Here is a 24,942-nt window from a genome sequence, read left to right as displayed (position 1 = left end):
TTACCGCCCAATCGCGTAATACTGCAACCCAAACTGCTTAACCAACCTAGGCTCATACATATTCCGCCCATCGAATATCACCTTGTCTTTCAACAAACGGCCCAAGTCATCGAAATCCGGGCTGCGGAACTGCTTCCATTCGGTGACGATGATCAATGCATCCACGTCGCTTAGAGTGTCCGCCTGCTTGGCGCAGTACACCAATCCGGCTTTATCGCCGTAGATACGGTGCGCTTCTTCCATTGCTTCCGGGTCGTAGGCTCGCACTGTGGCACCGGCATCAATCAAGGCTTCCAGCAATACCCGGCTGGGTGCTTCGCGCATGTCGTCGGTGTTGGGTTTAAACGCCAGGCCCCACAACGCAAAGGTTTTGCCTTTCACGCCATTTGGGTAATGGGTGGAGATTTTCTCGAATAAGCGGTGCTTTTGCCGGTCATTGACGTTTTCCACCGCGCTGAGCAATTCGGCTTGATAGCCGTAATCGCGGGCGGTGCGTTCCAGGGCTTTCACGTCTTTTGGAAAGCAGGAGCCGCCGTAGCCGCAGCCGGGATAGATAAAGCTGTAACCGATGCGGCTGTCGGAACCAATGCCGTGGCGGACGTTTTCGATGTCGGCACCCAGTCTTTCCGCCAGATTGGCCAGCTCGTTCATAAAGCTGATTTTGGTCGCCAGCATGGCGTTGGCAGCGTATTTAGTCAGCTCGGCGGAACGGATGTCCATCGTGATCACCCGCTCCCGGCTGCGGTTGAACGGCGCGTACAGCGCTTTCAGCAATTCGGCAGTTCTGGGGTTGTCGGTGCCGATGATGATACGGTCCGGCTTCATGAAATCGTCCAACGCCGAGCCTTCTTTCAAAAACTCGGGATTGGAGACGACGTCAAACTCCAATTCCTGACTGCGCTCGGCCAATACATCCTTGATGGCCTGTTTGACCTTGTCGGCAGTGCCGACCGGCACGGTAGATTTATCGACGACGATTTTGTAATCGCTCATGTGTTCGGCGATGCTTTTCGCCACCGCCAACACGTATTTCAAATCGGCTGAGCCGTCTTCGTCCGGCGGCGTACCCACCGCGATGAATTGAAACAAACCAAAGTCCACGGCTTCTTTCACGTCGGTGGTAAAGCTCAAGCGACCGGCAGCGACATTGTCCTTGACCATTTCGTCCAAACCCGGCTCGTAAATCGGAATGACCCCTTGTTTGAGTTGGTCTATTTTGCGCTGATCGACATCCATGCACAGCACTTGATTACCCACTTCTGCCAAACAGGCGCCCGTCACCAAACCTACATATCCACTGCCAAACACCGTAATTTTCATCGTTACACCTTGTAAACTAATTGGAAGATCGTTTCTGTTTTAATCGATACAACGCGGAAATATCCTCGTCGCCATAACCTTTAGCCATCAGCTTGGCATAATCGGCCAGCGTGGTGACGGTTAACGGACAACCGACGCCGGCATGTTGCGCCATATGTTGCGCAATTTTTAAGTCTTTGTGATGAAGCGCCAGTTTAAATCCTGGCGGAAATTGGTGTTGCGTCATGCTCTTGCCGCGATGCTCCAGAAACCAGTTACCCGCCGCACCGCCGCTGACGACCTCAATGACTTTGTCCATCGGCAAACCTTGCGCTTCCGCAAACGCCAAAGCTTCGGTCACCGCTTGGTTAATCCCCGCACACATAATCTGGTTCACTGCCTTGCAGGCTTGCCCGGCACCGACATCGCCCAGGTGTTCGATACGTGCGGTCATGGCCGCCAAAACCGGCCGAACCTGCTCCAAGGTTTGCGCGCTGCCGCCGACCATCATGGCCAACGTGCCTTTGTTGGCGCCTTCCACGCCGCCGGATACCGGTGCATCGAGGAAAGCCGCATGCTTTTCCGCAAGTTTTTGCGCCGCGACGGTAGCCGTTTCACTGCTGACCGTGGACATATCCACCACCACACTACCAGGGCGAACGGTTTTAGCGACTGCATCCACCACCATCAATACGTCTTTATCCGCCGACACACAAATCAACACGACATCGACTTGACCGGCCAGTTGTTCGATAGTCTCGCAAGCCTGGATTTGCAATTCCGCCGCCAATGCCTCGGCTTTACTAAAGGTCCGATTGTAAACCGCGGTTAAGTGGCAGGCCTTGGCAAGATTACGCGCCATGCCTAGGCCCATTGCCCCCAATCCGATCAAGCCTACCCGCATGTTATATCCCCCGAAATATGGTCTGGACCATTATAGCGTCTTAGTTGGGTACTAACAGACCGTGCGGGCGATTATAACGCTCCGTGTTTTTGTAATAACGCGACAACATTTTCCGCCAAAAGCCGATACCCCCTATCATTAGGATGGACCGTATCCGACTTAAGCTCGTTATTTGCCAGAATCTTAGGCAAACTATCCAGATCGCTCGGCACGCCTTCAGATGCAGCCAGCTCTTCATAAATTTTCGCGCTATGTAAAAACACGATCCCAAACGCCGGCACACCGAAGATCACTACCGGGATATTGCGTTGCCTGGCTTCGGCTATCATGGCTTTCAGATTATCGCGGGTTTGCTCCGCCGCGATTTGTTGCAAAATATCGTTGCCGCCGTGTATCAAAATTAATAGATCGGGCCTGTATTCATCCAGCAATGCCGGTAAGCGCTGCCGGCCTGCACTGCTGATTTCTCCAGGAACACCTTCATTAATGACCTCGCGGCCGGTCAGTTGCGTGAGTATGCTGGGGTAATCATGCTGGGCCGAAGCACCGGTTCCATAAGTCAAGCTATCGCCAAAGGCCAGAATGACGGCGTTATCCGGCAGCTTGCTTAAGGCTGGCTTTGGTTTATTACAAGCCATACCACCGAATAGCAATGCCACAACCATCAGAACTATTTTCATGCTCGCCCTCGATCCTTTAAGCGCCTGGGGCGCAGCACCCTTATCTATCCTTCTATCGCCTTAGCTATTTTTCCAGGTAGGTATAAGCATTCAGTCCGGCCAACAGCTCCTGCTCGAAAGCCTGCTTTTGCGCAGCCGTTAATCCGCTGACACCCAACTTTTGCCGGTAGGCGGTTTTTAACGCTTCGGTATTGATATGCACATAATCCAGCAGTTCGCTGACATCCTCGCCTTCCATGAAGTCACCGAAACGATAGCTGTCTCCCTCCAGTTCGATATTGATCGAATGCGTGTCGCCGAATAGATTGTGCATATCACCCAAAATTTCCTGATACGCGCCGACCATGAAAAAGCCGATCAGATAGTCCTGATCTTCGGCAATGCTATGCAGCGGCATGGTGTTGGCGATGTTCTGATGATCGACGTATTGATCGATACGGCCATCGGAATCGCAGGTTAAGTCTTGCAGGACCGCACGCCGGTTGGGTTGCTGCTGCAGATTATGAATGGGCATAATCGGGAAAATCTGATCGATACCCCAAATGTCCGGCATCGATTGAAACAAGGAGAAATTGCAGAACACCTTGTCCGCCAGTTTTTCATCCAGCTCCTGCAAAATTTCGCGGTGATGGTGATTATCCAGGTTCAACTTGCGCTGAATTTGCTGACACAAACTGACATAGTGCTTTTCGGCTTCGGCCAGTTCGGTCAGCGACAAATCGCCTTGCACGAACTGGGCGCGGGCTTCGGCCATGTTGAATTGGGCATTGTGATAAGCCTCGGCGATATTTTGCCCGCTGATGGTCACCGCCGTCGCCGCACCTTGCAGGCTTTCAACTTCGGTAACATTAGTAATCAACACCGCATGATGCGCGGTGATGGCACGACCGGATTCGGTGATGATATTGGGCTGCGGCAGACCGTGCTGCTGAGCCACGTCCGCAAAGGCGCGGACGATGTTTTCCGCGTACTCGTTGACGCTGTAGTTGATCGAACATTCCCTCCGCGAACCGCTGCCGTCGTAGTCCACACCCAAACCGCCACCGGCATCGACCGTGGTAATGTTGGCACCCAATTGATGCAATTGCAGGTAAAACTGGCCGGCTTCTTTTAAGGCCAGTTTGATGTCGTGGATATTGGCGATTTGCGAGCCCATATGAAAGTGCATCAGTTGCAAACAATTCAACATATTCAATTGCTGCAAACGGGCAATCAGTTGCAACACTTCACTGGCATGCAAGCCAAACTTGGATTTCTCGCCGCCGCTGTTCTGCCATTTGCCGGCGCTGATGGTCGATAAACGCACCCGCAAACCGATCAACGGTGTGACTTGTAGCTTAGCGGCTTCTTCGATGATCATCTCCAGCTCGGAGGGCTTTTCGATGACGATGAATACCGACAAGCCCATTAACTGGCCCATCAAAGCCATGCGGATATAAGCCCGGTCCTTGTAACCGTTGCAGACGATGGTACCGCCAGGTTTGGCCAGTCCTAAAATCGCCAATAACTCCGGTTTGCTGCCGGCTTCCAGGCCGATATGCTCGGCGGCAACAATGCTTTCCACCACATTGCCTTGCTGATTAACCTTGATCGGATAGACCGGCGTGTAATGGCCGCTGTAATGGTTCGCGGCTCTGGCTTGGTCGAAGGCCTGCTGCAGCTGACGGATGCGGTCGCACAAAATATCGGTAAACCGCACCAGCACCGGGAAGTTCAAGCCCTTGCCCCGCAAGGCCTGGGCAATGTCGAACAGATCGATTTCGGTCGCGCAATCGGCTTGCGGCTTCACGCAGACATGGCCCTGGTCGTTAATTGAAAAATAACCGTTACCCCATTGCTGGATAGCGTAAAGCTGCTTGGATTGTTCAATCGACCAGGGTTGTGTCGGCACGCGCGGTATCCTAACTGTCATAAAGAGGTAGAAATTCTAAAGTATAATGATGAACGTTATATGACTTTTTACAGGACTTTCCCATGCTCGACGATCAATGGTTTAGCGAAGCCCAAGAGCCTTCCGGTTCGGCCTTCTCGTTAAAAATCAAACGCAAACTGCACGAGGAGCAATCCGAATTTCAGTTTCTGGAAATCTACGAAACCGAACAGTTCGGCAATCTGATGGTAATCGACGGCTGCACCATGGTCTCGACTCGGGATAATTTCTTTTATCACGAGATGATCAGCCACCCGGTGTTGTTCACCCATCCCAACCCGAAAAATGTGTTGATCATCGGCGGCGGCGACTGCGGTACTTTACGGGAAGTGCTGAAGCATCCTGGCGTCGAAAAAGCCGTGCAAATCGACATCGACGAGCGCGTCACCCGCTTGGCGGAAATCTATTTCCCGGAACTGTGCGAATCCAACAACGATCCGCGCGCCGACCTGAAATTCATCGACGGTATTAAATGGGTGAAAGAGGCCGCGCCGAATAGCGTGGACATCATCATCGTCGACAGCACCGATCCGGTCGGCCCGGCCGAGGGCTTGTTCTGCGCTGATTTTTACAAGGATTGCTATAAAGCTTTAAGCGAGAACGGCATCGTGGTGCAACAAAGCGAATCAGCCCTGCTGCATATGAAAATTCTCAAGGAAATGCGCGAGGAAATGAAAGCGGGGGGATTTGCAAACTTCCAAACGGTCTTCTTCCCGCAATGCATTTATCCATCAGGCTGGTGGAGCGCAACGATGGCCAGCAAAACCGATTTGTCGAAGTTCCGCGAGCAGGACGCGGTCAACAAAGGCTTCGAGACCGTTTATTACAACAGCGACATCCACAAAGCCAGCCTGGCAATGCCGGAGTTTTTCAAAAAAGCCTTCGCTTAACCATTGCTCGAGCCGAAGCCACGCGCTTCGGCTCTGCTGAGCAGTTCTTACCGCGCCACGCTGAACATGGCCTCAAATCGTTTGGCCACGTGCTCACATCCCTTGCTAGCTATCCGGCTATCTGCGACACTGAGGCCTTGTAGGAGGTTTCTTACAGCGCGCCTGACTGGCAAGATAGTCTCGCGATTGCCCGAGTAACCCCCAAAAGCATATTTCATTACCCAAGCCAGGAGATGATTAGGACTCGCCCGATGACCACGCCTCCCGACAAAACTCAGTTAATCTTGTCCAACACCTTAATAGGCAAATTATCCGAAAACAGTCGTGACACTTCGGAGCTTGAGCCGTATTTGGTGGTGTTATCCGGTAGCGATCAAGGCAAGCAATACAAATTGCACCATCATCAGCATGTGTTGGGCCGCGAACCGGCCGTGGACATTCTGATTCCCGACCCTAAGGTCTCCCGGCGCCACGGCAGACTTTGGGTACAAAACCAGCATATCCTGCTGGAAGACTTAAACTCCACCAACGGCACCTACGTCAATGGCAAACGGGTCGCAAAACATAAACTCGAATTACTCGACCGAATCCTGTTGGGCGACACTTACTTAAAAATCGATTACAAACGCGCCAACGAAGCCAAATCCGAACAGGCGCTATACGCGGCGGCGAATCTGGATGCGATGACCAACATTCTGAACCGCAACGCCTTCATGCTGCGCGCGCAACAGGAATTGTCTTTTTGTAAACGCAACGAAACCCGATTAACGGTGATGATGTGCGACGCCGACCATTTCAAGCGCACCAACGACAATTTCGGCCATCTCGCCGGCGATCAGGTCCTTAAAGAACTGGCGAAAATCCTCAATGCGGAAATGCGCCAGGAGGATTTCCTGGCCCGCTACGGCGGCGAAGAATTCATCATGTTGTTGCGGGATATTTCCAGCGATGCTGCAACCACCTTGGCGGAGCGCATCAGACTGACGGTGATGCGGCATGCGTTTCAACACCAAAATCAGCCCATACCGACCACCCTGTCGATTGGCGTCTGCTCGTGCCGGATAATGGCCGACACCTCCCTGGAAGCCATTATTCAAGCAGCCGACGACGCCCTTTACCGCGCCAAGAAAAACGGCCGAAATCGCGTAAAAATCGACGCCCGATAACTTTAGTTTGCCAGCCGGCCAATACAAACACCTGGCTTCATGAGGTATTTGCATTTATCCGCGCCGTGCGTTACTGTCCAACTTCCAGTGTTTTCGGCGTTCTGCTGCTATGCTTAGGCATGCTACGTAGAATTAAATTTGTAACACCACGGGAGTATCTAACATGAATAAAAATAAATTCCTCACCACCTGTTTGCTGTCAGGTGCATTATTGGCCAGCCAAATGGCAAATGCGGACGAAAACCATCCGGGTTATCTGGCAGGTTTCACTTCCAGAGTTAGCCAAGGCTTTGCTAACACCACCTTCAGTTTTATTGAAATCCCTAAAAACGTGGTCAACATCACTCACGACCAAAACATTCTGCTGGGTTCAAGTTGGGGTCTGCTGCGTGGCGTAGCTCACACCGTCAGCCGCACCGTAATAGGCGTAGCGGAGCTGATTGCCTCGCCGATTCCCACCGATGAATTTATCTCTCCGCCCTACGTCTGGGATCGTTTTAGCGAAGATACCCGTTACTTCGGTCTGCATTACCCCGGCTACTGGACTCATTTCGGCCCGCTGGATCACGGCTATACCGACACGCTGGATCATGGCAAGTAACGCGGACGATACCGCTCGATATTGAGGATAAGATCATGACAAAAAAATACGTATACATCCCGCTTGCCGTTATGGCTCTGTCGCTGGCCGCCTGTTCCACTCCGAAAAAGGATGTGGCCGGGCTCAGCGCTGAGATTGATGCTGCATCCAAAGGTCATTACGGCCAAGCTTTGCTCCATGCTTCAGCAGCTGAACAGGACTTGAAAACCGCCAATCATGTGTTGAAACATTGGCAAAACGATTATTACTGGAACATCGACGAGACTCTGAAAGCGCAAGAGGCCGCAAAATCGGCCGCGGCACACGTTTTGGCCTCGGAAAAAGAGTATTGCCAATGGCTGACCGAAGTCCATTCGCAAAACCACCATCACGTGGAAACCATTCACGAAACCGTGGCCTACTTTAAAACCGGCAGCCATGTGCCGTTTAAAACCAAGGAAGACACCATCAGCCATATCGGTCACTTTTTACACGACCATCCCGATGCGACAGCGACTGTCACTGCTTCCACCGACACAGTGGGCAAACCTGCGGCTAACCAAGCCTTATCGGAAAGAAGGGCTAAATCCGTTACCGAACTGCTGATTAAAAACGGTGCCAGAGCCTCGCAACTGGTCTCCAAAGCTATCGGCGAAGCGGGTGGCCCCGATAACACGGCGGATCAGAATCATCGCGTTGCCGTGGTTATTTCCGCGCATCCTGACTATCTCGACTGCCCTAAATTTAAGTAAGCCCAACCCACCCTGCTCGCGCCAGCGACAGGGTACTTGGCGGCAGAGATTCAATAACATCGGTTATCGAATCTCTGCCCCACCTTACATCTCGTCTGCCTGCTGTTTCTGCCGATCCGCGCTTTCAAAAATTTGCTTTTCCGCATCCCTGGCCTGATCCATGGGTTGCTTGATTGCATCCGCCAGCGGCTGCGGCACCACTGGCGGATTCGCCTTGTCTGGCGGTGAAGAATCGCAAGCCGGCAAACCGCCAGCTATTAGTAAAAAAATCAAAGCGTTTTTCATGGCTTTACCGAATCGGCGACGTCAACAAAAACTCAATCATTGCGGTGCTCGCGAGGACGGCGCAAAACCTGCTTTATCGCCTGCTCCACCGCCATATCGACAGCACCGGCCATCTCCTGATATTGCTGCTCGCTGACATTAATACCCTTATCGATGGTGTTCCGCACATAACACGGCGGTAATTGGTTCAGCGCCAGACAGGCCACGTCTTCCTGAAATGCTTGACTGAAAGGCTCGTCGGCCTGCTCAGCAAGCTTCCAAAGCCGGTCTATCACCAATCGCTCGTAATAATTACAAATATTCAGCATAAACGCCTCTTAAAAAACATTGGCTACCAATGTTGATAAGCATAGCCCAGAATCCGACTTGGCCGAAGCCATTCGCCAGGCTGACAGAGGCCCTGATTATTCTCATTTTTTACGGCGGGCATAGCTCATTCCGCCCGCAACGCTTCCAGCGGGTTCAATCTAGCGGCCTTGATGGCCGGCACCACACCGGCCGCAATGCCGATAAATAGGGAAATTGCAAAAGCGGCAACGATGTAATTCCAGGCCAATTGCACCGGTAATGCCGGCACGAAAGCAGCGGCGAGCTTTACCAGTGCCACGCCCAATAAAACACCACCGGAACCGCCGACCAGACTCAACAACATCGCTTCGCCGAGAAACAGCTTAAACACCATGCCACGCTCGGCACCAATAGCCCGCAACAAACCAATCTCCGATACTCGTTCCGACACGGCGATGGTCATGATGGTGAGAATACCGACCGAGCCCACCAGTAACGAGATACTACCCAGCGCCGCCACCGCCAAGGTCAATACACTCAATACCGAATCCATTTTTTCCAGCATCTGGTTTTGGGTAACTATCGTAAAATCCTCGGCACCGTGCCGCGCTATCAAGCGGCGTTTGATGGCTTGCTCCACCGTTTCCGCGCTGGTCTCACTGCTGTATAGCAAATCGATTTCCATCAAACTCTGCCGATCAAACATCTCCATGGCCTTGCCGCTGGCAACGAACACCGTATCGTCCAGGTCAAAACCCAACATTTGTCCTTTGGCCTGCATCACGCCGATTACCCGAAACCGGTCGCTACCGATGCGAATCCGTTGCCCCAGAGGGTTGGTATTGCCGAATAATTCCGTGCGCATCTTACTGCCCAACACCGCGAACGCTCGCGGATTATCCAAACCATCGTCGGGTAAAAAGCGGCCGCTATCGACTTTCAATTGCCATACTTGCGGCAAGGCGGCGCCGACGCCAAACACATTGGCCCGGCGCTGTTTGTTGCCGGCCTCAATCCGGGCATTGCCCTGTACCATGGGCATGGCGGCCAACACGTGATCGAGATTTTCCAGACTGGCCGCATCGGCCGTGGACAAAGGCCGCACCGTGCTGATGGTCGCACCGGACATGCCAAACGTGGTGGTTTTTCCGGGATAAACCGCGATCAGATGCGTGCCGAACTGGGTAAATTCCGCTAACACGAAACTATGAATGCCCCGGCCGATGGAGGTCAAAATCACCACAGCGGCGATGCCGATGATCAGGCCCAAGGCGGTCAACAACGAGCGCTGCTTATGGCTGCTGATGCTGCGTAACGCCAGTTTGGCTAAATCCAGCCAGATCATCTTAGCGCCTCGCCAAAGCCGCGACCGGGTCGAGTCGCGCAGCCTTGCGAGCCGGCAACACCCCAAAAACCAGCCCCGTCACTAAAGCGACGGCCAAGGCCGACACTCTGGCCCAAATCGGTAGAGCAACCGGAAAATTCGGATACAACCACTGCAAGATCAAAATACCGAACTGACCGAGTACGCTGCCGACCAGCGCGCCGGCCAGCGACAACAAGGCCGCTTCGCATAAAAACCAGCGTTGCAGTTGGCTTTGCGTGGCGCCCAAGGCTTTCAGCAAGCCAATTTCGGCAGTGCGTTGGCTGACGCTGACCAGCATCACATTCATCACCAACACCCCGGCCACCGCCAGACTGACCGCGGCAATACCGGCCACGGTAAAAGTCAACGCGGTGAGGATTTTATCGAAGGTATTCACCACGCTATCCTGGGTAATCACCGTCACATCGTCCTCGCCTTCGTGGCGCAGCTTGATGATAGTGCGGACCTCGTCGACGGCCTTATACATGGCTGCTTCAGAGTAGGCTTCAATTAAAATCCGAAACAATGAATGGCTGTCGAACAAGGCTTGCGCGGAAGCCACCGGTACGATGACTAGTTCATCAAAGCCGGTGCCTATCGATTGACCTTCCTTGGCTAACACGCCAATCACTCGAAACCGCCGATCATTGATGCGCAGCCATTGCCCTACCGCTTGTTGATGGGCAAACAATTCCTCGCTGATTTTTTTGCCGATCACACACACCGAGACTTCTTTATCGGCGTCGGCCTCCGGCAGAAACTGGCCTTGAGCCATGGTGAGATGCCGCACGCGCAGCAAGGCATGCGTGGAGCCCATGATATTGGTTTCCCGCTCCAGACCGCCAACCGATACCGGCGCGGAGCCGATACTGACCGGGGCAATCGCCGCGACGTGCTTGCTGCGGAATAAGGCAGCGGCATCGTCCAGCGTCAAATCGCGCGGGGTTTCGCCGAACAGGGGCGGGTGGCCGCCGGTGGTTTCGGTGCGGCCGGGCAGGACGATGACCAGATGGGTACCCAACGATTCGAATTCGTGGACCACATAATTGCGAGCGCTGTCGCCCAATGCAGTCAACACGTTCACGGCAGCCACACCTATGCTCATCGCCAAAATAATCAGTGCGGCGCGCAGGGGTTGAGTCTGGATGGCTTTGCCGGCCTGAAGAAGTAAGTCTTTACTGAGCATGGCGATTGGGTAACAAGCTTAGCCGGCAGTTTAGCCGGAACCGCCAACAAATACCCAGCTAAAACGCACGCACTCCATAGACCTCGGGGTTAGAGCCTTGAACTTTGGTTTTCCAGAGGCTGAGCAGAGCCACTATAGAACCGGGACCGATCAATTTCCGAAGTAATTGATTATCAGCTTGCCGCCGGACATCACCAAATCAGGGTATTCCAACAACTTAAGCTTTTGCGTCGGATCACCTTTTACCGCGATCAGATCGGCCGGCGCGCCGGGTAATAAGGAGCCAAGCAAGGGCGTATTCAGGTATTGGCCCGCTTTGGAGGTTGCGGTCCGCATCACATCCAACGGCGCCATACCAGCCAGATGTTGTAAGTACAGTAATTCCTGCCCATCTATGCCCCAGGGAATGTCGGGATGGGCGATTTCCGCGCCATATAAAAACTCCGCGCCCAACTCGGCCAAGCGCCTGACATTGCTGCTCAGGCCCGGACATTTCGACAAAGTATCGATGGTGCCGACGATTCTGACCTGTTGCGCCGCGGCCCGCTGCAATTGCGCGTCCGGCAATCTGTCGCAGGGCGCGTGGGCCCATTCATCGACACCGGCATCCAGGGCCAATTGTGCGCCTTTGGGCTCGGCAAGATGCGCCGCCACCCGGCGGCCGACTAGATGCGCTTCGTCGACAATGGCCGCCAACACCGCCGGCGCTAACATCGGCCAGCTATGTGGTTTATCGTGCGCTTTGCTGCGTGGGTCTTGGGAATGAGCGTGCGTGTGTCCGCCAGACCAAGGCGCGCCCGCTTCGCCGCCGGGCTCCAGCGCCACTTTAATCACTACCGCGCCGCCTGCCACCAGTTTACGCACCGCTTGCCGCGCCTGCTGCTCATCGGCTACCGGCATGGCAATGTCAGTTTCGCCCAGGTTAGGGATCGGATAGCCTGCCGGCGCGGTGATAATCGGCCCGGACGTCATCAGTCTTAAGCTGCCGTCGCCGCCGTAAGGCTGATGCAGCGGCCCGCCGACATCACGCACTGTGGTGATGCCATGGCGCAGCACGGTATCAGTCGGCACGTGTTGGTAGCTCAGATGGGCATGTAACTCGATGAAACCGGGCAACAGTGTGGCATCGCCTAGCTCAAGCCGGGGCGCATCGCTATCGTTAAACGCTTCCCGGCTGTCTATCCTGGCGACCTTCCCGTCGCTTATCAGCACCGCAGCATCGCTTCTGAGCGTATAGCCATCGAAAACCCGCGCTGCCGCGATGAGCAAATGTTGGTCTTGGGCGCAGGCGACGCTGCCCGGCAACGTCAACAGCAAAACCAAGAGTAATCGGTAGCAGTGCTTGAAACTAGATTGAGATTTCATGGCTATTTCAAAAAAGCAGCGCCGGCGAAAACCGGCGCTGTCGAGTGGATATGGATTAAATCGCCTAGAAGCTGGCGGCAATACCGATTTGCCCCCAAATACCCGGCATTTGATAACCAGGGCGATAGACATAGCGTTTATCAAACAAGTTTTCCACGCTGACAAACACTTCGCCTTTTTTGCCTAACTCGGCAATAGGATAGGCCAGCCGGGTATTCGCCACAGTAAAGGCTTCGACACGTTGGTTATTCACCTCGGCGACATTCCGGGCGCGATTCAACGCCCAAGTTCTTGATTGGTATTGCAGATCGAAAGAAAAGCGCAGCGGACCGATGGGGCCGTTGATGCCGGCGGTCACCGCTTGTTCCGGGGTGTAGGGCAAATTCGGGATGCTGGGGTTGAGTAGCGTCAATCCGGCAAATAGACTCCAGTCGGCGATCAAGTCTTGTTTTACCGACGCTTCCAAGCCACGCATCCAGTACGAGCCGTAATTGATATAAGCACCCTGGGTTAAGTCGAACACGTAGCGATTCTTGACGTTATCGATGAAAAAGCTCAGATCGATTTGCGTACTTTTGAACGGCGAAGCTTTCAAACCCACTTCAGCATGATCGACGTTTTCCGGCGACAAGTTTTGCCAGCCGTCGGCTGAAAAATTCGGTAAAAAGCCGCCGGAAAATAGATTTAACGGCACGTTCGACAAGGCGCCCGAGTTAGCCGCCGCGTCAATACCGGGATAGTTGACACCGTTTGAGACGTTACCGAACACGGTTAAATCGTCGGAGACAAATGACAAACCGGCATGCGGGGAGGCTTTGGACTGGTAGTGGCTATGGTCGTAAAAACGCACTCCGACAGACGGGACCATCACCCACTCTTTGCTCAGCACCAGGTCGTGACTCAAGGCCAGGTAAGGACTGGTGAGTCTAAAAGTGGGGGTAGCGAATTGATAGACTTGGTTGCCGGTCTGGCTGCCCAGGTTAGTCACTTTACCGTTCAGCCACTCGTTATCTATCCCAGCCGTTAAGGTGCCGCCCTGCCAGGGCGAAAGCTGTTCCTTCCAGCGAAAACCGTCCATGCTGTATTGGCTGAGCAGATTCGAACGGTTGTCGGCAAAACCGGTGAAGTAAGTATTTTGACTCAACCAATTACCGTCGCCGCCGTTATGGTAGAGAGTAAATTTGCCCTGCCAATCGCCGTGCGCGTGGCTGAGGCTGGCGGCGACCATACCCGCAACCGTATCGTACTCGCCGATAGGCGGCGTTACCCCGTTTTGTCCGGGATCGCCGGCTCGGTTATCCGCGTAAAGAAAAGTCACATCCGAGCGCCATTGCGGATTTAACTGATAGCCGGCTTTTCCCATCACATTGCGTAACTCGCCGTAGCCGTTTTGGCGGTGGCCGTCTGATTTGGCGTAGCCTTGCGCCAGTGAGAAATCGAAATCGCCGTACTTGCCTTGCACATCCGCTTGTTCGGTAATCGTGCCGAAAAAGCCGCCAGACAATCGGCCGCTACCGTGCAAACCGTCCTCCGCCGCAGCCTTGGTTTGCAGATTGATCGAACCGAAATTGTTGCCGTTGATAGCCGGCTGCGGGCCCTTGTAAACCGTAATCGATTGCATGCCGTTGACGGGCAACAAATCCAGCAAAGGATGGTTCCAGGTAGCCATATACATAGGAATATCGTCGATATAGGTCTTGATCTCGCTACCAGGCCGGCCGGCACCCTGGCCACGAATCGCCACCGCACCGCCCTGGTCACCGCCGAACGCACCGACGGGGTTGTAACGCGAGATCTGCACGCCCGGCGTTCGTTTCAGGACCGACGCCAGATCCAATGCATTTTGGTCGCGGATTTGTTCTTCAGTGACGACCGCAGATACGCCGGAGAACTCGTCCACATGATTTTCTTCGATAACAGGGTTGGCGACTACCTCGGTGGAATCGAGCTGGTCAGTCTTTTCCTCTGCCAGGACGGCAGTACCGGCTTGCAGTAGCGCAAAAAAAACCAGCAAGGATTTGGGTAAATTCAGTAAGGGCAGCACGGCGTATTTCATGATCATTCCAGTCAACATTCGGCAAAAATAAAACCCTATCCACCGAACATTTATCGCTGAATGTTCGAATATGGAAAGCGTTTATCACAATGCTGATTTTAACGAATCACTCGCAACCGCCTGAGTTACTTTCATATGCTAAAAGTAATATTTTTTATGCTATAAGTAGCAGCCGGTAATATCCGAATTTTCGACTACCTCATCCAAAAAAACTCAGCGGCCTATTTAGCAACTATTAATTAAGCCAAATAACATAGTTTAAATAAAAATTGCTTATTAGCACCAACACAGGGATTGCCATGACGAAGAAAACGGCGGGACGCTGGCGCATCAAAAACGACGAATTGCAATCCCGCCAGCAAGGCAATTGCCTGACTGAGTATCTGCCGGATGACATAGGCAAAGGCTACTCGACATTATTTCCGCTCGATCCAGACTTGAACTATATCGAAACCCATTATCAGCCCAGTCAGGATTTAGCCATTCTGACCCGAATGGATCAGCATAACCCTCGCCTGGTGGTGACTTTGGGCATGCAAGGGCAATCGCGATTCGTTGATGCGCAGGGCCAGGAAATTACTTTTAATGAAGGCTATACGTCGATCACCGCATTCAGCTCCAGTATTGGCGAGCGCCAATATCAAGCCAATAATCCAATGGCCCAAGTGCGGTTCTCGATGAGTAAATCTTGGTTGAGTCGATACTTCGGCGAAAATACCGCAACGCGATTTTTTAATAAGAACGGCATTAGTTTAATAAGTTATAAACCCATTTCAAATACGGCATTAATAGCCACGCGACAGCTATTAAATTGCGACCCGAATAATCCGGCAAGACATGTATTTATGCACGGCCAAGCCCTGTCGATATTAGCCGCGGAAATGACTCATCTATGGCAAGATAATCGGAAGACATCGCCGGTATTTTCAAAAAAAGACCAAGTCATTGCCCAAGCCGCGCATAACATTCTGTTAAATGAATATAAAAACCCGCCATCGGTTGCCGAATTATCCAGACGCGCCGGCACCAATCAATTTAAATTAAAACAATTGTTTCATCACTTTTTTAATACGACGCCGTATGGCTTATTATTAGAGATTCGCATGAAAACCGCCTATCAGTTATTAGAATCCAGCCGCTGTCAAATCGATGTTGCCGCCGCCTATGTCGGCTACAATCACGCCAGCAATTTCAGCACTGCTTTTAGCAAATATTTCGGCATATCCCCCCGCAGTATCGCCAAAAACCACACATCCAAACCTTAAGAGGTTAATATACCTGCGACGCTGACCAAATCCGTGCGTCGGTAGCCGGCGCAATGATGTGCATTTTGGACTCGCAAGCCGTCAGGCCGAACCGATACGGCCCTATCCTCAACCTATTCGCCCTTACCGACGCTCTTAAGCCAAGCCACCAGTGCCCGCCGACACTAATCAGCCGCAAACCATCCAAACTCCCACGCCTATCTTGCCGCTGCCTAACAGCCGCCTCGGTCTGAGTTATATGCTGGTCGCTTGTGTCTTGTTTTCGGTGATGAACGCCGGCGCATACGCCATCGGCCTATTCGATACCGGCTTGCCGCCCAGCATGATCAGCTTTATCCGCATCCTGGCCAATTTCTTGATCCTGACAATTCCGGCGCTGATCGGCGGCCGACTGCTCGGCCTGTTCGGCGACGCCCGCCCCTCGCTGTGGTTGCGCGGCTTGTTCGGCAGCACGGCCTTGATGCTGTCGTTTGCGGCCATCGTCCGCATCGGCCCCGGCGAGAGCGCATTTTTGACCGCCAGCAGCGGTGTGTTCGTCATGTTGTTAGGGCCACTGGTTTTGGGCCAAAAAAACTCGCTATTGGTTTGGCTGGCCATTATCGGCTCGTTCAGTGGGGTATCGCTGCTATTTGATTTCGAAAATAGCCACAACTTATTCGGACAAGCCATGGCCTTGCTGGCCGGCCTGTTGTCGGCGCTGGCCTATTTGATGGTGGCGCGTGCCGGGCGCAGCAATACCCCGCAAACGGTAATTTTCTATTTTTGCCTGGTGGGCTTGGCGTTACACGGCATTTATTTTGCGCGGTTTGGCTATCGCCTGCCGGGCTCGGCGGAAAGCTGGGGCTTATTGCTCCTGGTAGGCGTGTCGGGCAGCGGCGCGCAACATTATATGACTCGGGCTTATCAAGCCGCGCCAGCAGCCTTGGTGAGCTCCATAGGGTATTTGGCCCCGGTATTAAGCTTAGCCTGGAGCGTCTTGCTATTCGAACAAATTCCCGGCCAAACGGCCCTGATCGGCACTACGCTGATTTTGGTGTTTGGGGTGATGTTGCCGTTTCTGCGTTAAGCCAAACTGGCTAAACGCCTGTTCTTCAGATACCGGGTTGCTTGCAACGCCTGACCATCGGCATGTCATTGCTGAATTGGCAGTCGCTTTCGAGACCAGATTTTAAGCGGCAACCTTGCAATAAGAAGGAACCCAACTCCGGGCGACCATGTAGTCCGGCAATTGATTAAAATCAAACGCTTCGCCGTGAGCGATCATTTGCTTGACATCGAATAATTCGCCCACTTCCGGAATGTCCTGATAAAACAGTATGTAAAACGGCTTAACCAGATAGCGGGCAATCTTAATGCCCACCGACCCGATGAAATTACGGCGTTGTCCGACGTGCGCGACTTCGTCGATGGTGATTTCGTCCAGCAAGGCTTTCAGACGATCTCTAACTTCCGGCTCGTCGGCCAATAACTCGTCGAATAAGGGATACAAATGGCAATAGAAGCTGACACCCATTAACTCGGTGACGAAGGCCGGCGTATCCATCAATACCCCCGGCAACTTCGGAAATTGTTCGTAGATCATTTCCTTAAACGGGGTCAACGGTTCCCATACCACCCGCTCTAATCCGCAGGTTTTCAGCATTTCATCAAACAAACGCCAATGGCAAAACTCTTCGGCCAGATGCACTCGGGAAATTTTGTCTTCCACGCTATGCGAATTAGCCATATCCGGCACCACATCCCAGGCGCCTTTGATACCTACCCACTCGTGGCGCGCGAATTTATAAATACCGCAGAGTAATAAGGTCAGCCTGTCCAAGGATTTTGGATCGTCCACCATCTTCACATAATTACGATAAAATGCTTCCGGGTCCGCTAAGGGCTTGTGCAAGCGCACCGGATTATTTTGAAAATAAGCCAATCGCTCGCGCTTTTTAGCCAAATCCCGGTCCGCTTCCAATAACTCACCGCCATGTTGTTGGGTAAACAGCCAATAATCAGCAAAATTTTCTTGCCGTTGCACGTCGCTGGCTGGCGTAAAAATAGAACGATATTTGAGCTGAGTCACAAAAAACTTCCCAATCTGTGGCTGAAAACACAGATTCTAACGAATTAATGACTTAGAGGTGGATTTTAAAGTTTTTCCGTCGTGATCGTTCGATTCCCGCTGCATTCCCAACCACATCAACGCATCGTCACGATTATTAAAAATCCGATAAACCCAATCGGCATCCCGCGGCATTGACAACATAACTTGGGTGGTTAGCTGACTAATATGGGTATACACCACAAATGCCGCCGCTTTAATACCAAGCAAAGTACCCATAGCAGTTTGCGAGGCAAAGTCATAGTGATAGGCGTTTACTTTGTGCACCAGCAGCAGATAGGGCCTCTGCAAATGCGCCACGATCCAAGCATGATATTCGTCGACAAGCGCCAAGTTGAGTTCCACTCCCTCATCGACAATAAACTCCGCCAAGTCCTCATCCAGCTTGATGGCATTACAAAAACTTAATCTATATCGCTCCATCATCCCTCCTCAGCCTACTGGCGTGTCAACTCTGTTGACAGTATCGCACAACCAGGAAAACTCTAACGACAAAGTTATCGCCGCCAAGCTTTTTTAGCACCGTTCTAAATGAAAAACTAAACCGCGCCGTCCGCCAAACGGCCGTCCACAATGCGCAACTGCCGCTTGGCTCTGCCGCCGATATTTTGATCGTGAGTGATGATGATTAAAGTCACGCCTTGCTGATTTAAATTCTCCAACAACTCGATGATGTCCTGTCCAGACTTGCTGTCCAGATTGCCGGTCGGCTCGTCGGCCAGCAAAATACCGGGTTGCATGATCATCGCCCTGGCAATGGCAATGCGCTGCAACTGGCCGCCGGACAATTGATTGGGCTTATGCTCGGCACGATCCAGTAAACTCACGGACGCTAGCGCCTGTAACACCCGCTGCTTGCGCTGCTTACTATCAACCCCGGCCAGAATCATCGGCATTTCGATGTTTTCCGCTGCGGTGAGCCTGGGGATCAAATGAAAAAATTGAAACACAAAGCCGATATTGTCGCGTCGAATCCGCGCCAGCTCGTCATCGCTTTGCCGGGTGACATCGGTGCCGTTTAATAAGTATTGGCCGGCCGAGGGCTGATCAAGCAGCGCGACAATGTTTAACAGCGTCGATTTGCCCGATCCTGACGGCCCCATCACCGACACATATTCGCCGGGCCCGATAGACAGGTCTATGCCGTTCAAGGCCTGTACTGTCTGCTCGCCGACCTGAAATACCCGGCGAATGCCACTGAGCTGAATCATGGCTTGACACTGACCGTTACGCCGGCCGCCACGCCTTCCTTGCCAACCGACGTCACTACTTGATCGCCCGCTTTCAGCCCGGACAGTACTTCCGTAAAACTCCAGTTGGATAAACCGGGCTGGAAGCTCTGTTCATGCAACACATGGTCTGCGTCTATCAACAATACGCGATGATTCTCCAGAATCGCCTCGGCCGGCAAACGCAGCGTGCGCTCTTTTTGACTGAGCAACACTTCAATGTCGGCGCTGTAACCCGGCAACAGCTCCGCGAGATCTTTGGGATCGCGCAAGGTCACTTCCACTTCCACCGTGCGCGCCTGTTTTTCCTTTTCCAACACGTAGGGCGCGACGCGGGTGACAATGCCGGAACAACGCTTATCCGGAAACGCATCCAGCGACACACAAGCACTCATGCCGGTCTTGATGCTGGCTGCGTCCACTTCATCGATAGGCGCGGAAACGGTCAAACAGCTGACATCCAGCAAGTCAATGGGCGGCAAGGTTGGAATCCCCGGCGGCGACGGTGTAACAAATTCGCCCAACTCGGCATTCACTTCCGCCACCGTGCCGTCAAACGGCGCTTTCACCAAGGTACGCAGCACCGCCGCTTCCGCCACGCCCAATTGCGCCTCTGCCACCTCAATGGCTTGCAGCGCGGCCCGGCATGCCGCGCGCTGCGACTTGCCGCCCGTCACTGATTTATCGACTTGCTCCACAGACACCACGTTTTTGTGTTTTTGCAATTGCGTCATCCTGGCCGCTTCCCGCTCCGCGCCACCGGCCAATTGGCAAGCTTGTTCTGCGCTGGCTCGGCTGGCATTGATCTGGGCTTTTTGCAGTTCAACCTGAGCTTTTAAGTCCTGGTTCCAAACCTCCAATAACACCTGACCCTGCTTGACTTTGTCGCCCTCCTTAACCCGCAGCTGCGCCACTTGCCCGCCGGTTGCCGGCGCCAGATAGGCCCGCCGACACGCTTTGACCGTACCCACCCGGGTATTCGCTACCGTCGCCCGCACCTCGCCTTCCACCACAGTGTAAGCCTCCACTGCCACCGGCTGCGGGCGGCGGCTATAGAGAAATAGTGCGGTGACAGCTATAAGCAAGGCGGCAACAATCAGCGTTTTACTTTTCATGGCGCGAGAGGGCGGATGCGTTGTACAAATTGGGATTCCACTTTTCTGAGCTTTGCTTTGGTTGGCGATAACCGGGGCGAAGTCCTCGTTGCATTTTCTAGTTCGCCACGTGACCACCCTACATTTTGTGGGTAGTAATCGCCAGTAGGGCTTGCTGGTAATGCCGGTAACGCTGGCGGCCGGCCTGTTTGCACGCTTCGCTGTTGTCCAATATTTCCAGGATACGCTCGGTCGGGGCGGTGGTCGGCGGGTACAAACTGGATAGGTTGACGACAATTTTCTGCCAGCCCTCAGGAATGTTTTCGCCACCAATTAGGATGGTGCCGGTAAATGCCGGGATTTCTCCGCGATAGGTTTGGTGCGGAATAAAACTGCCGGCCCGGAAGGTCCACAAGGCTTTATCGATTTGCTCGGCTTGCTCCGCCGAGTCGGTCAGCACATAGGGAAAATGGCCGCTACGGTAGATTTTCTCGATCAGCTTGCAGGCGAAATCCTGGCGTTGTTGCTGGTCATGGGTCGCCAGCACGTAGAAGCTGACTTCGGGGAGGGATGGCGAATGACTGGGGTCGGTCATGTCGTTTTAAGCCTGCGGAAAGTGCAGGGGCTTTCGCGACACCGGATCACCGCGAAAGCCTCTGTTACGCTCGGCCTTAAGCCGAGGCGCGGTTTAGCAAATACTGGCTTACCAGCGGGACCGGCCGGCCGGTTGCGCCTTTGTTGGCGCCGGTGCGCCAAGCGGTGCCGGCGATGTCGATATGCGCCCAGCGGTATTCTTCGGCAAATTTGGATAAAAATACCGCTGCCGTGATGCTGCCGCCGTCCGGGCCGCCGATGTTGGCCAGATCGGCGAAGTTGGATTTTAGTTGCTCCTGATATTCTTCCCAGATCGGCATGCGCCACACCAAGTCGCAGGCGGCATCGCCGGCGCTCAGCAAATCGTTGCAGAGTTTGTCGTCGTTGCCGAACAAGCCGCTCGGTACCCGGCCCAAGGCGACGATACAGGCGCCGGTCAAGGTCGCCATATCAATGACCACATCCGGGTTATATTTCTTTGCGTAGGTGAGCGTGTCGCACAAAATCAAGCGGCCTTCAGCGTCGGTGTTCAGGATTTCGATGGTTTTGCCGGACATGCTGGTCCAGATGTCGCCGGGTTTGTTGGCCGCGCCATCCGGCAGATTTTCCGAGGCCGGAATCAAGCCGACGATGTTCAGTTTCAGATTCAACAATGTCGCCATGCGCACCAGACCTAACACGCTGGCGCCACCGCACATGTCGTATTTCATTTCGTCCATGCCCAGGCCGGGTTTCAAGGAAATGCCGCCGGCATCGAAAGTTAGACCCTTACCGATCAAGACAATGGGTTTGGCGTTGCTGTCGCCGCCTTGGTAATCCAGACAAATCAATTTAGCAGGCTGACGGCTGCCGCGCGATACCGACAGAAAGGAGCCCATGCCCAGGGCTTCCATGTCGCTTTCTTCCAAAATCTCGCAGGTGAGTTTGTCGTGCTCGCCGGCCAGAGCCAGGGCTTGCTCGGCCAGATGCGTGGGCGTGCAGATATTGCCGGGCAGGTCGGCCAAGTGTTTGGCCAATTCCATGCCTCTGGCGATGGCGATGCCTTGTTGCAGGCCCGATTCGGCCAAAGCTTGTTGACTATCGTCGGCCACTACAGCCAGCTTTTGCAGCGGATTTTTGTCGTCGACTTTTTTGGTGGCGCTGTATTGGTACAGACCATCGTTGAATACTTCTACAACTTGGCGGGCTTTCCATTGGCTGTCCGCACCGTTGACGTCTATATCTAGCAGTGCGCAGCTGGCGGCGCTGACTTTACTGTCCTTGATGATTTTGATCGCAGCCGCCAAGGCTTTACGGTATTGCTTGCGCGTGACCTTGCCGCGCTCGCCAAACCCGAGCAATACGATGCGAGCGATATTGCCGTCGGGCAGGTTATTGATCAATAAGGTTTCGGCGTTTTTGCCCCTGATGTCGCCGCGGCCGATTAATTTGCTCAACAAACCGCCGAATTGGCTGTCCAGTTGGGTTGCCGCCGGGCTGAGTTGTTGATTTTCGTAGATTCCGACCAGCAGACAGTCGCTTTGCAGTTTGTCTAAGGGTGAGCTTTCTATAGAATAGTCCATGAGAGTAGTCTGTAAGTATCTGGGATTGAGGGGTTGCGCCGGATGCAGCGGTCTGTGGTTCGATTATACCTTAGAAATTAGGAGTGAGTTGTTGAGCATTGAGCGAGGATTACCCAGCGCGGGCCGGCCTTTCCGGCTGTTGACGGTGCTGGATAAAATGATAATCAAGGAGCTGTTTCACACCGTCACCGCCGTGTTGGTCGTGTTGGTGGTGATCATCGTCAGCCGCAAATTTATCAAGGTATTGGCGCAGGCCATCGAAGGCAATATCGCCAACGATACGGTGATGACCTTACTGGGTTTGAAAATCGTCGTCGCCACGACCACCTTCCTGCCCGCCGCGCTGTTCATGGCGGTATTGATGGTATTGGGCCGCATGTACCGCGAGCAGGAGATGGCGGCAATTTCCTCGGCCGGCGGCAGCGTGTTTACCATTTATCGGGCGATATTCATGCTGGTCATACCGTTAAGTCTGGCGGGTATGGCGCTATCGATGCTGGCTTCGCCGTGGGCGGAGGCCAAAACCGAGCAGTTGATGCATCAGGATAAACAAAATGCCGATATTCGCGGCATCGCTGCCGGCCGCTTCAGCGAGTACAGCGACGGCGAGTTGATTTTTTACACCGAAAACGTCGATGACGAAGGCCGCATGCACAAGGTGTTCGTGCAAAACAAACAAGGCGACAAAGCCGGCGTGGTAAACGCCGAATACGGTTGGTTGAAAAATTTGCCCGGCGGCTTGTATCTGGTGTTGGAAAATGGCGAACGGATTCAAGGCGTACCGGGTAACAAGAACTTCACCATTGAGACATTTAAAGAATATGCCGTGCTGATCGAAAAAAAGGTCACCATTTTGAATTTGGGCCGCGAGGCTACTACTACCGAGAATTTATGGCTGTCTCCGGAACTGCGCGATGTCGCCGAGTTACAGGATCGTTTCAGCACGCCGTTAGGGGTTATTTTATTGGCTTTTCTGGCAGTGCCCTTAGCTAAGCTGTCGCCGCGCGGCGGCATATACGGCAGTATGCTGGTGGCTTTTGGGATTTATTTCGTTTACGGCAATTTGCAGAGGGTCAATCACAGTTGGGTAATCAGCGGGGCGCTGCCCTCCTGGCTGGGCTATTTCTGGGTGGACGCCTTGTTACTGGTCTTGGGTTTGTTAATGTTGATGCGTTTGTACGGCTGGCAATGGTTGTCGCAAAGTCTTAAGGAGAAGCTGTCATGATCAACGTATTGACCATTTACATCGTCAAAGAAGTCGTCAAGGGCTCCTTAATTGCGGTGATATTGTTATTGACGCTGTTCAATCTGTTCAGCTTCAGCGACGAGTTAAAAGATTTGGGGCAAGGCGGTTACGGCTTGAAACAGATTTTATGGTTTTTGACCTTAACCTCACCACGGGTATTTTACGAATTGGTACCGTCGGCGGCGTTGCTGGGTAGCTTGTTCGTCGTGGGCTCGATGGCGAATAACCGCGAGATTGTAGCGATGCGCGGCGCCGGTTTATCCATCGCCTGGATTATCAGAACCATTATGCTGGCAGGCTTGCTGTTGGTAAGCGTTGCCGTACTGGTGGGCGAGTTCGTCGCGCCGTCTTGCGAACGCGCCGCGCAAGTGCTGAAAACCACGGCGCTGCACGACGGCGTGGTGATGCGCTCGCAATACGGGATGTGGCTGAGAGAAGGCAATAGCTTTATCAACGTCCGCAAAATTCTCGACGATGGCTCGCTGGCCGATGTACGCATTTACGATGTCGACGATGCACATAAACTCGCCCGCATCACTCAGGCCGAACATGCGCAGTTTTTAGGCGACAAACAATGGCGCTTGGAAAGCGTCAAACAATCCGAAATCAATCGGCAGCAAATTTATGCCGGCACTCAAGCAGAACAAAGCTGGAAATCCAGCATCGACTCGGATTTGTTGAAAGTGGCCGTCGTTAAATCCGACAACCTGTCGCTTTACGATTTGTTCATGTACATCGACTTCCTGAAGCAGAACAATCAAAAGTCGCAAAGTTACGAGTTGGCATTCTGGAGCCGTTTAATCAACCCGTTTGTAACCTTTGTGATGTTGATGGTGTCGGCGCCATTTGTGATTGGTATCGGTCGCGGCACCAGCACCGGCGCGCGGATTATGATGGGTATCGTGATCGGGATGACGTTTAACATTTTCGACAAGATTGCCGGCCATGTCGGTTTGGTTTACGACATGAATCCGATGTTGATGGCGATGTTGCCGAGTGCTTTGGTGTTTTTAGGCGCGCTGATCGCGGTTAAGCGGGTCAGCTAGGCGGCATAGTTGTCTCTCCACGGACCGGAAACCCCTTGCTTCCGTTCCGTGG

24 protein-coding genes are annotated in these 24,942 nt (G+C 53.3%); 8 read left to right on the top strand and 16 right to left on the bottom strand.

Features of this window, described 5'->3' with window-relative positions:
• The 4 genes from ACR02O_RS04050 to speA all read right to left on the bottom strand — a co-directional run bounded on the left by ACR02O_RS04050 (position 1) and on the right by speA (position 4,774).
• On the bottom strand, positions 1 to 1,320 hold the full coding sequence (locus tag ACR02O_RS04050) for a UDP-glucose dehydrogenase family protein (protein ID WP_458138894.1): 1,320 nt from the start codon (positions 1,318 to 1,320) through the stop codon (positions 1 to 3).
• A gap of 16 nt (positions 1,321 to 1,336) precedes the next feature.
• Positions 1,337 to 2,203: an NAD(P)-dependent oxidoreductase gene (locus tag ACR02O_RS04045; RefSeq protein WP_445367649.1), complete on the bottom strand. Its 867-nt coding sequence runs from the start codon at positions 2,201 to 2,203 to the stop codon at positions 1,337 to 1,339.
• A 71-nt stretch (positions 2,204 to 2,274) separates the two neighbouring features.
• Entirely contained in the window at positions 2,275 to 2,883 is a 609-nt protein-coding gene (locus ACR02O_RS04040) for a GDSL-type esterase/lipase family protein (RefSeq protein ID WP_458138893.1), read from the bottom strand.
• Positions 2,884 to 2,947: 64 nt separating this feature from the next.
• On the bottom strand, positions 2,948 to 4,774 hold the full coding sequence (speA, locus tag ACR02O_RS04035) for a biosynthetic arginine decarboxylase (protein WP_033156804.1): 1,827 nt from the start codon (positions 4,772 to 4,774) through the stop codon (positions 2,948 to 2,950).
• Between the two features lie 83 nt (positions 4,775 to 4,857).
• On the opposite strand from speA, the gene speE reads away from it, so the two are divergent.
• The 4 genes from speE to ACR02O_RS04015 all read left to right on the top strand — a co-directional run bounded on the left by speE (position 4,858) and on the right by ACR02O_RS04015 (position 8,201).
• Positions 4,858 to 5,703, top strand: coding sequence for a polyamine aminopropyltransferase (gene speE / locus ACR02O_RS04030; RefSeq protein ID WP_033156805.1), 846 nt, complete (start codon positions 4,858 to 4,860; stop codon positions 5,701 to 5,703).
• Positions 5,704 to 5,954: 251 nt separating this feature from the next.
• Entirely contained in the window at positions 5,955 to 6,869 is a 915-nt protein-coding gene (locus ACR02O_RS04025) for a diguanylate cyclase domain-containing protein (protein ID WP_494522852.1), read from the top strand.
• Between the two features lie 163 nt (positions 6,870 to 7,032).
• On the top strand, positions 7,033 to 7,470 hold the full coding sequence (locus tag ACR02O_RS04020; RefSeq protein WP_033156807.1) for an exosortase system-associated protein, TIGR04073 family: 438 nt from the start codon (positions 7,033 to 7,035) through the stop codon (positions 7,468 to 7,470).
• A 35-nt stretch (positions 7,471 to 7,505) separates the two neighbouring features.
• Positions 7,506 to 8,201, top strand: coding sequence for an OmpA family protein (locus tag ACR02O_RS04015; protein WP_171697263.1), 696 nt, complete (start codon positions 7,506 to 7,508; stop codon positions 8,199 to 8,201).
• Positions 8,202 to 8,285: 84 nt separating this feature from the next.
• Here the strand turns inward: ACR02O_RS04015 and ACR02O_RS04010 are convergent, their stop codons facing one another.
• From ACR02O_RS04010 to ACR02O_RS03985, 6 genes are all read right to left on the bottom strand, one after another.
• On the bottom strand, positions 8,286 to 8,486 hold the full coding sequence (locus tag ACR02O_RS04010; RefSeq protein WP_494522851.1) for a hypothetical protein: 201 nt from the start codon (positions 8,484 to 8,486) through the stop codon (positions 8,286 to 8,288).
• 32 nt (positions 8,487 to 8,518) lie between these two features.
• Positions 8,519 to 8,794, bottom strand: coding sequence for a late competence development ComFB family protein (locus ACR02O_RS04005; RefSeq protein WP_319961641.1), 276 nt, complete (start codon positions 8,792 to 8,794; stop codon positions 8,519 to 8,521).
• A gap of 125 nt (positions 8,795 to 8,919) precedes the next feature.
• Entirely contained in the window at positions 8,920 to 10,119 is a 1,200-nt protein-coding gene (locus ACR02O_RS04000) for an ABC transporter permease (RefSeq protein ID WP_101052681.1), read from the bottom strand.
• A 1-nt stretch (position 10,120) separates the two neighbouring features.
• Positions 10,121 to 11,326: an ABC transporter permease gene (locus ACR02O_RS03995; protein WP_458138892.1), complete on the bottom strand. Its 1,206-nt coding sequence runs from the start codon at positions 11,324 to 11,326 to the stop codon at positions 10,121 to 10,123.
• Positions 11,327 to 11,476: 150 nt separating this feature from the next.
• Entirely contained in the window at positions 11,477 to 12,691 is a 1,215-nt protein-coding gene (locus tag ACR02O_RS03990) for an amidohydrolase family protein (RefSeq protein ID WP_205452671.1), read from the bottom strand.
• 64 nt (positions 12,692 to 12,755) lie between these two features.
• Positions 12,756 to 14,747 (bottom strand): TonB-dependent receptor, encoded by a 1,992-nt coding sequence (locus ACR02O_RS03985; RefSeq protein ID WP_494522850.1) that lies wholly within the window; start codon positions 14,745 to 14,747, stop codon positions 12,756 to 12,758.
• A gap of 299 nt (positions 14,748 to 15,046) precedes the next feature.
• On the opposite strand from ACR02O_RS03985, the gene ACR02O_RS03980 reads away from it, so the two are divergent.
• Both ACR02O_RS03980 and ACR02O_RS03975 read left to right on the top strand, forming a co-directional pair.
• Positions 15,047 to 16,012: a helix-turn-helix domain-containing protein gene (locus ACR02O_RS03980; RefSeq protein WP_494522849.1), complete on the top strand. Its 966-nt coding sequence runs from the start codon at positions 15,047 to 15,049 to the stop codon at positions 16,010 to 16,012.
• 151 nt (positions 16,013 to 16,163) lie between these two features.
• Positions 16,164 to 17,078 (top strand): DMT family transporter, encoded by a 915-nt coding sequence (locus tag ACR02O_RS03975; RefSeq protein WP_225892931.1) that lies wholly within the window; start codon positions 16,164 to 16,166, stop codon positions 17,076 to 17,078.
• 102 nt (positions 17,079 to 17,180) lie between these two features.
• Here ACR02O_RS03975 and ACR02O_RS03970 read toward each other — a convergent pair whose 3' ends face one another.
• From ACR02O_RS03970 to ACR02O_RS03945, 6 genes are all read right to left on the bottom strand, one after another.
• Positions 17,181 to 18,080 (bottom strand): hypothetical protein, encoded by a 900-nt coding sequence (locus ACR02O_RS03970; RefSeq protein WP_033156814.1) that lies wholly within the window; start codon positions 18,078 to 18,080, stop codon positions 17,181 to 17,183.
• 36 nt (positions 18,081 to 18,116) lie between these two features.
• The gene (locus ACR02O_RS03965) at positions 18,117 to 18,545 is read right to left on the bottom strand and encodes a hypothetical protein (RefSeq protein ID WP_415879339.1); all 429 of its coding nucleotides are present in this window, start codon (positions 18,543 to 18,545) and stop codon (positions 18,117 to 18,119) included.
• Between the two features lie 113 nt (positions 18,546 to 18,658).
• Complete coding sequence (locus ACR02O_RS03960) at positions 18,659 to 19,330, bottom strand: ABC transporter ATP-binding protein (protein ID WP_033156816.1); 672 nt, start codon at positions 19,328 to 19,330, stop codon at positions 18,659 to 18,661.
• Positions 19,327 to 20,463, bottom strand: coding sequence for an efflux RND transporter periplasmic adaptor subunit (locus ACR02O_RS03955; protein WP_033156817.1), 1,137 nt, complete (start codon positions 20,461 to 20,463; stop codon positions 19,327 to 19,329). The genes ACR02O_RS03960 and ACR02O_RS03955 overlap by 4 nt, the downstream gene beginning before the upstream one ends.
• Positions 20,464 to 20,581: 118 nt before the next feature.
• Positions 20,582 to 21,037 carry a DNA polymerase III subunit chi gene (locus ACR02O_RS03950; RefSeq protein WP_033156818.1) on the bottom strand — a complete coding sequence of 152 codons (456 nt, stop codon included), beginning with the start codon at positions 21,035 to 21,037 and terminating at the stop codon, positions 20,582 to 20,584.
• A gap of 76 nt (positions 21,038 to 21,113) precedes the next feature.
• Positions 21,114 to 22,598, bottom strand: a complete 1,485-nt coding sequence (locus ACR02O_RS03945) for a leucyl aminopeptidase (protein ID WP_033156819.1) — start codon at positions 22,596 to 22,598, stop codon at positions 21,114 to 21,116.
• Positions 22,599 to 22,689: 91 nt separating this feature from the next.
• Here ACR02O_RS03945 and lptF point away from each other — a divergent pair, with 91 nt between their 5' ends.
• The gene (gene lptF, locus ACR02O_RS03940; protein ID WP_033156820.1) at positions 22,690 to 23,823 is read left to right on the top strand and encodes an LPS export ABC transporter permease LptF; all 1,134 of its coding nucleotides are present in this window, start codon (positions 22,690 to 22,692) and stop codon (positions 23,821 to 23,823) included.
• Entirely contained in the window at positions 23,823 to 24,890 is a 1,068-nt protein-coding gene (gene lptG, locus ACR02O_RS03935; RefSeq protein WP_033156996.1) for an LPS export ABC transporter permease LptG, read from the top strand. Before lptF ends, lptG begins: the two co-directional genes overlap by 1 nt.
• The last annotated feature ends 52 nt before the right edge of the window (positions 24,891 to 24,942 follow it).

The sequence above is a fragment of the Methylomonas sp. PHL2-19 genome (genome assembly GCF_059331595.1).
This window is presented reverse-complemented; position numbering and strand designations above follow the sequence as displayed.

What these genes read in the sequence shown, in the direction of transcription:
- ACR02O_RS04045 (WP_445367649.1), bottom strand. Translation starts at nt 2,203, where the DNA reads ATGCGGGTAGGCTTGATCGGATTGGGGGCAATGGGCCTAGGCATGGCG.
- ACR02O_RS03980 (WP_494522849.1), top strand. Translation starts at nt 15,047, where the DNA reads ATGACGAAGAAAACGGCGGGACGCTGGCGCATCAAAAACGACGAATTG.
- ACR02O_RS04025 (WP_494522852.1), top strand. Translation starts at nt 5,955, where the DNA reads ATGACCACGCCTCCCGACAAAACTCAGTTAATCTTGTCCAACACCTTA.
- ACR02O_RS03960 (WP_033156816.1), bottom strand. Translation starts at nt 19,330, where the DNA reads ATGATTCAGCTCAGTGGCATTCGCCGGGTATTTCAGGTCGGCGAGCAG.
- ACR02O_RS04040 (WP_458138893.1), bottom strand. Translation starts at nt 2,883, where the DNA reads ATGAAAATAGTTCTGATGGTTGTGGCATTGCTATTCGGTGGTATGGCT.
- ACR02O_RS03965 (WP_415879339.1), bottom strand. Translation starts at nt 18,545, where the DNA reads ATGATGGAGCGATATAGATTAAGTTTTTGTAATGCCATCAAGCTGGAT.
- ACR02O_RS03955 (WP_033156817.1), bottom strand. Translation starts at nt 20,463, where the DNA reads ATGAAAAGTAAAACGCTGATTGTTGCCGCCTTGCTTATAGCTGTCACC.
- ACR02O_RS03985 (WP_494522850.1), bottom strand. Translation starts at nt 14,747, where the DNA reads ATGAAATACGCCGTGCTGCCCTTACTGAATTTACCCAAATCCTTGCTG.
- ACR02O_RS04050 (WP_458138894.1), bottom strand. Translation starts at nt 1,320, where the DNA reads ATGAAAATTACGGTGTTTGGCAGTGGATATGTAGGTTTGGTGACGGGC.
- ACR02O_RS04020 (WP_033156807.1), top strand. Translation starts at nt 7,033, where the DNA reads ATGAATAAAAATAAATTCCTCACCACCTGTTTGCTGTCAGGTGCATTA.
- ACR02O_RS04005 (WP_319961641.1), bottom strand. Translation starts at nt 8,794, where the DNA reads ATGCTGAATATTTGTAATTATTACGAGCGATTGGTGATAGACCGGCTT.
- ACR02O_RS03995 (WP_458138892.1), bottom strand. Translation starts at nt 11,326, where the DNA reads ATGCTCAGTAAAGACTTACTTCTTCAGGCCGGCAAAGCCATCCAGACT.
- ACR02O_RS04000 (WP_101052681.1), bottom strand. Translation starts at nt 10,119, where the DNA reads ATGATCTGGCTGGATTTAGCCAAACTGGCGTTACGCAGCATCAGCAGC.
- speE (WP_033156805.1), top strand. Translation starts at nt 4,858, where the DNA reads ATGCTCGACGATCAATGGTTTAGCGAAGCCCAAGAGCCTTCCGGTTCG.
- ACR02O_RS03945 (WP_033156819.1), bottom strand. Translation starts at nt 22,598, where the DNA reads ATGGACTATTCTATAGAAAGCTCACCCTTAGACAAACTGCAAAGCGAC.
- ACR02O_RS03950 (WP_033156818.1), bottom strand. Translation starts at nt 21,037, where the DNA reads ATGACCGACCCCAGTCATTCGCCATCCCTCCCCGAAGTCAGCTTCTAC.
- ACR02O_RS04015 (WP_171697263.1), top strand. Translation starts at nt 7,506, where the DNA reads ATGACAAAAAAATACGTATACATCCCGCTTGCCGTTATGGCTCTGTCG.
- ACR02O_RS04010 (WP_494522851.1), bottom strand. Translation starts at nt 8,486, where the DNA reads ATGAAAAACGCTTTGATTTTTTTACTAATAGCTGGCGGTTTGCCGGCT.
- ACR02O_RS03990 (WP_205452671.1), bottom strand. Translation starts at nt 12,691, where the DNA reads ATGAAATCTCAATCTAGTTTCAAGCACTGCTACCGATTACTCTTGGTT.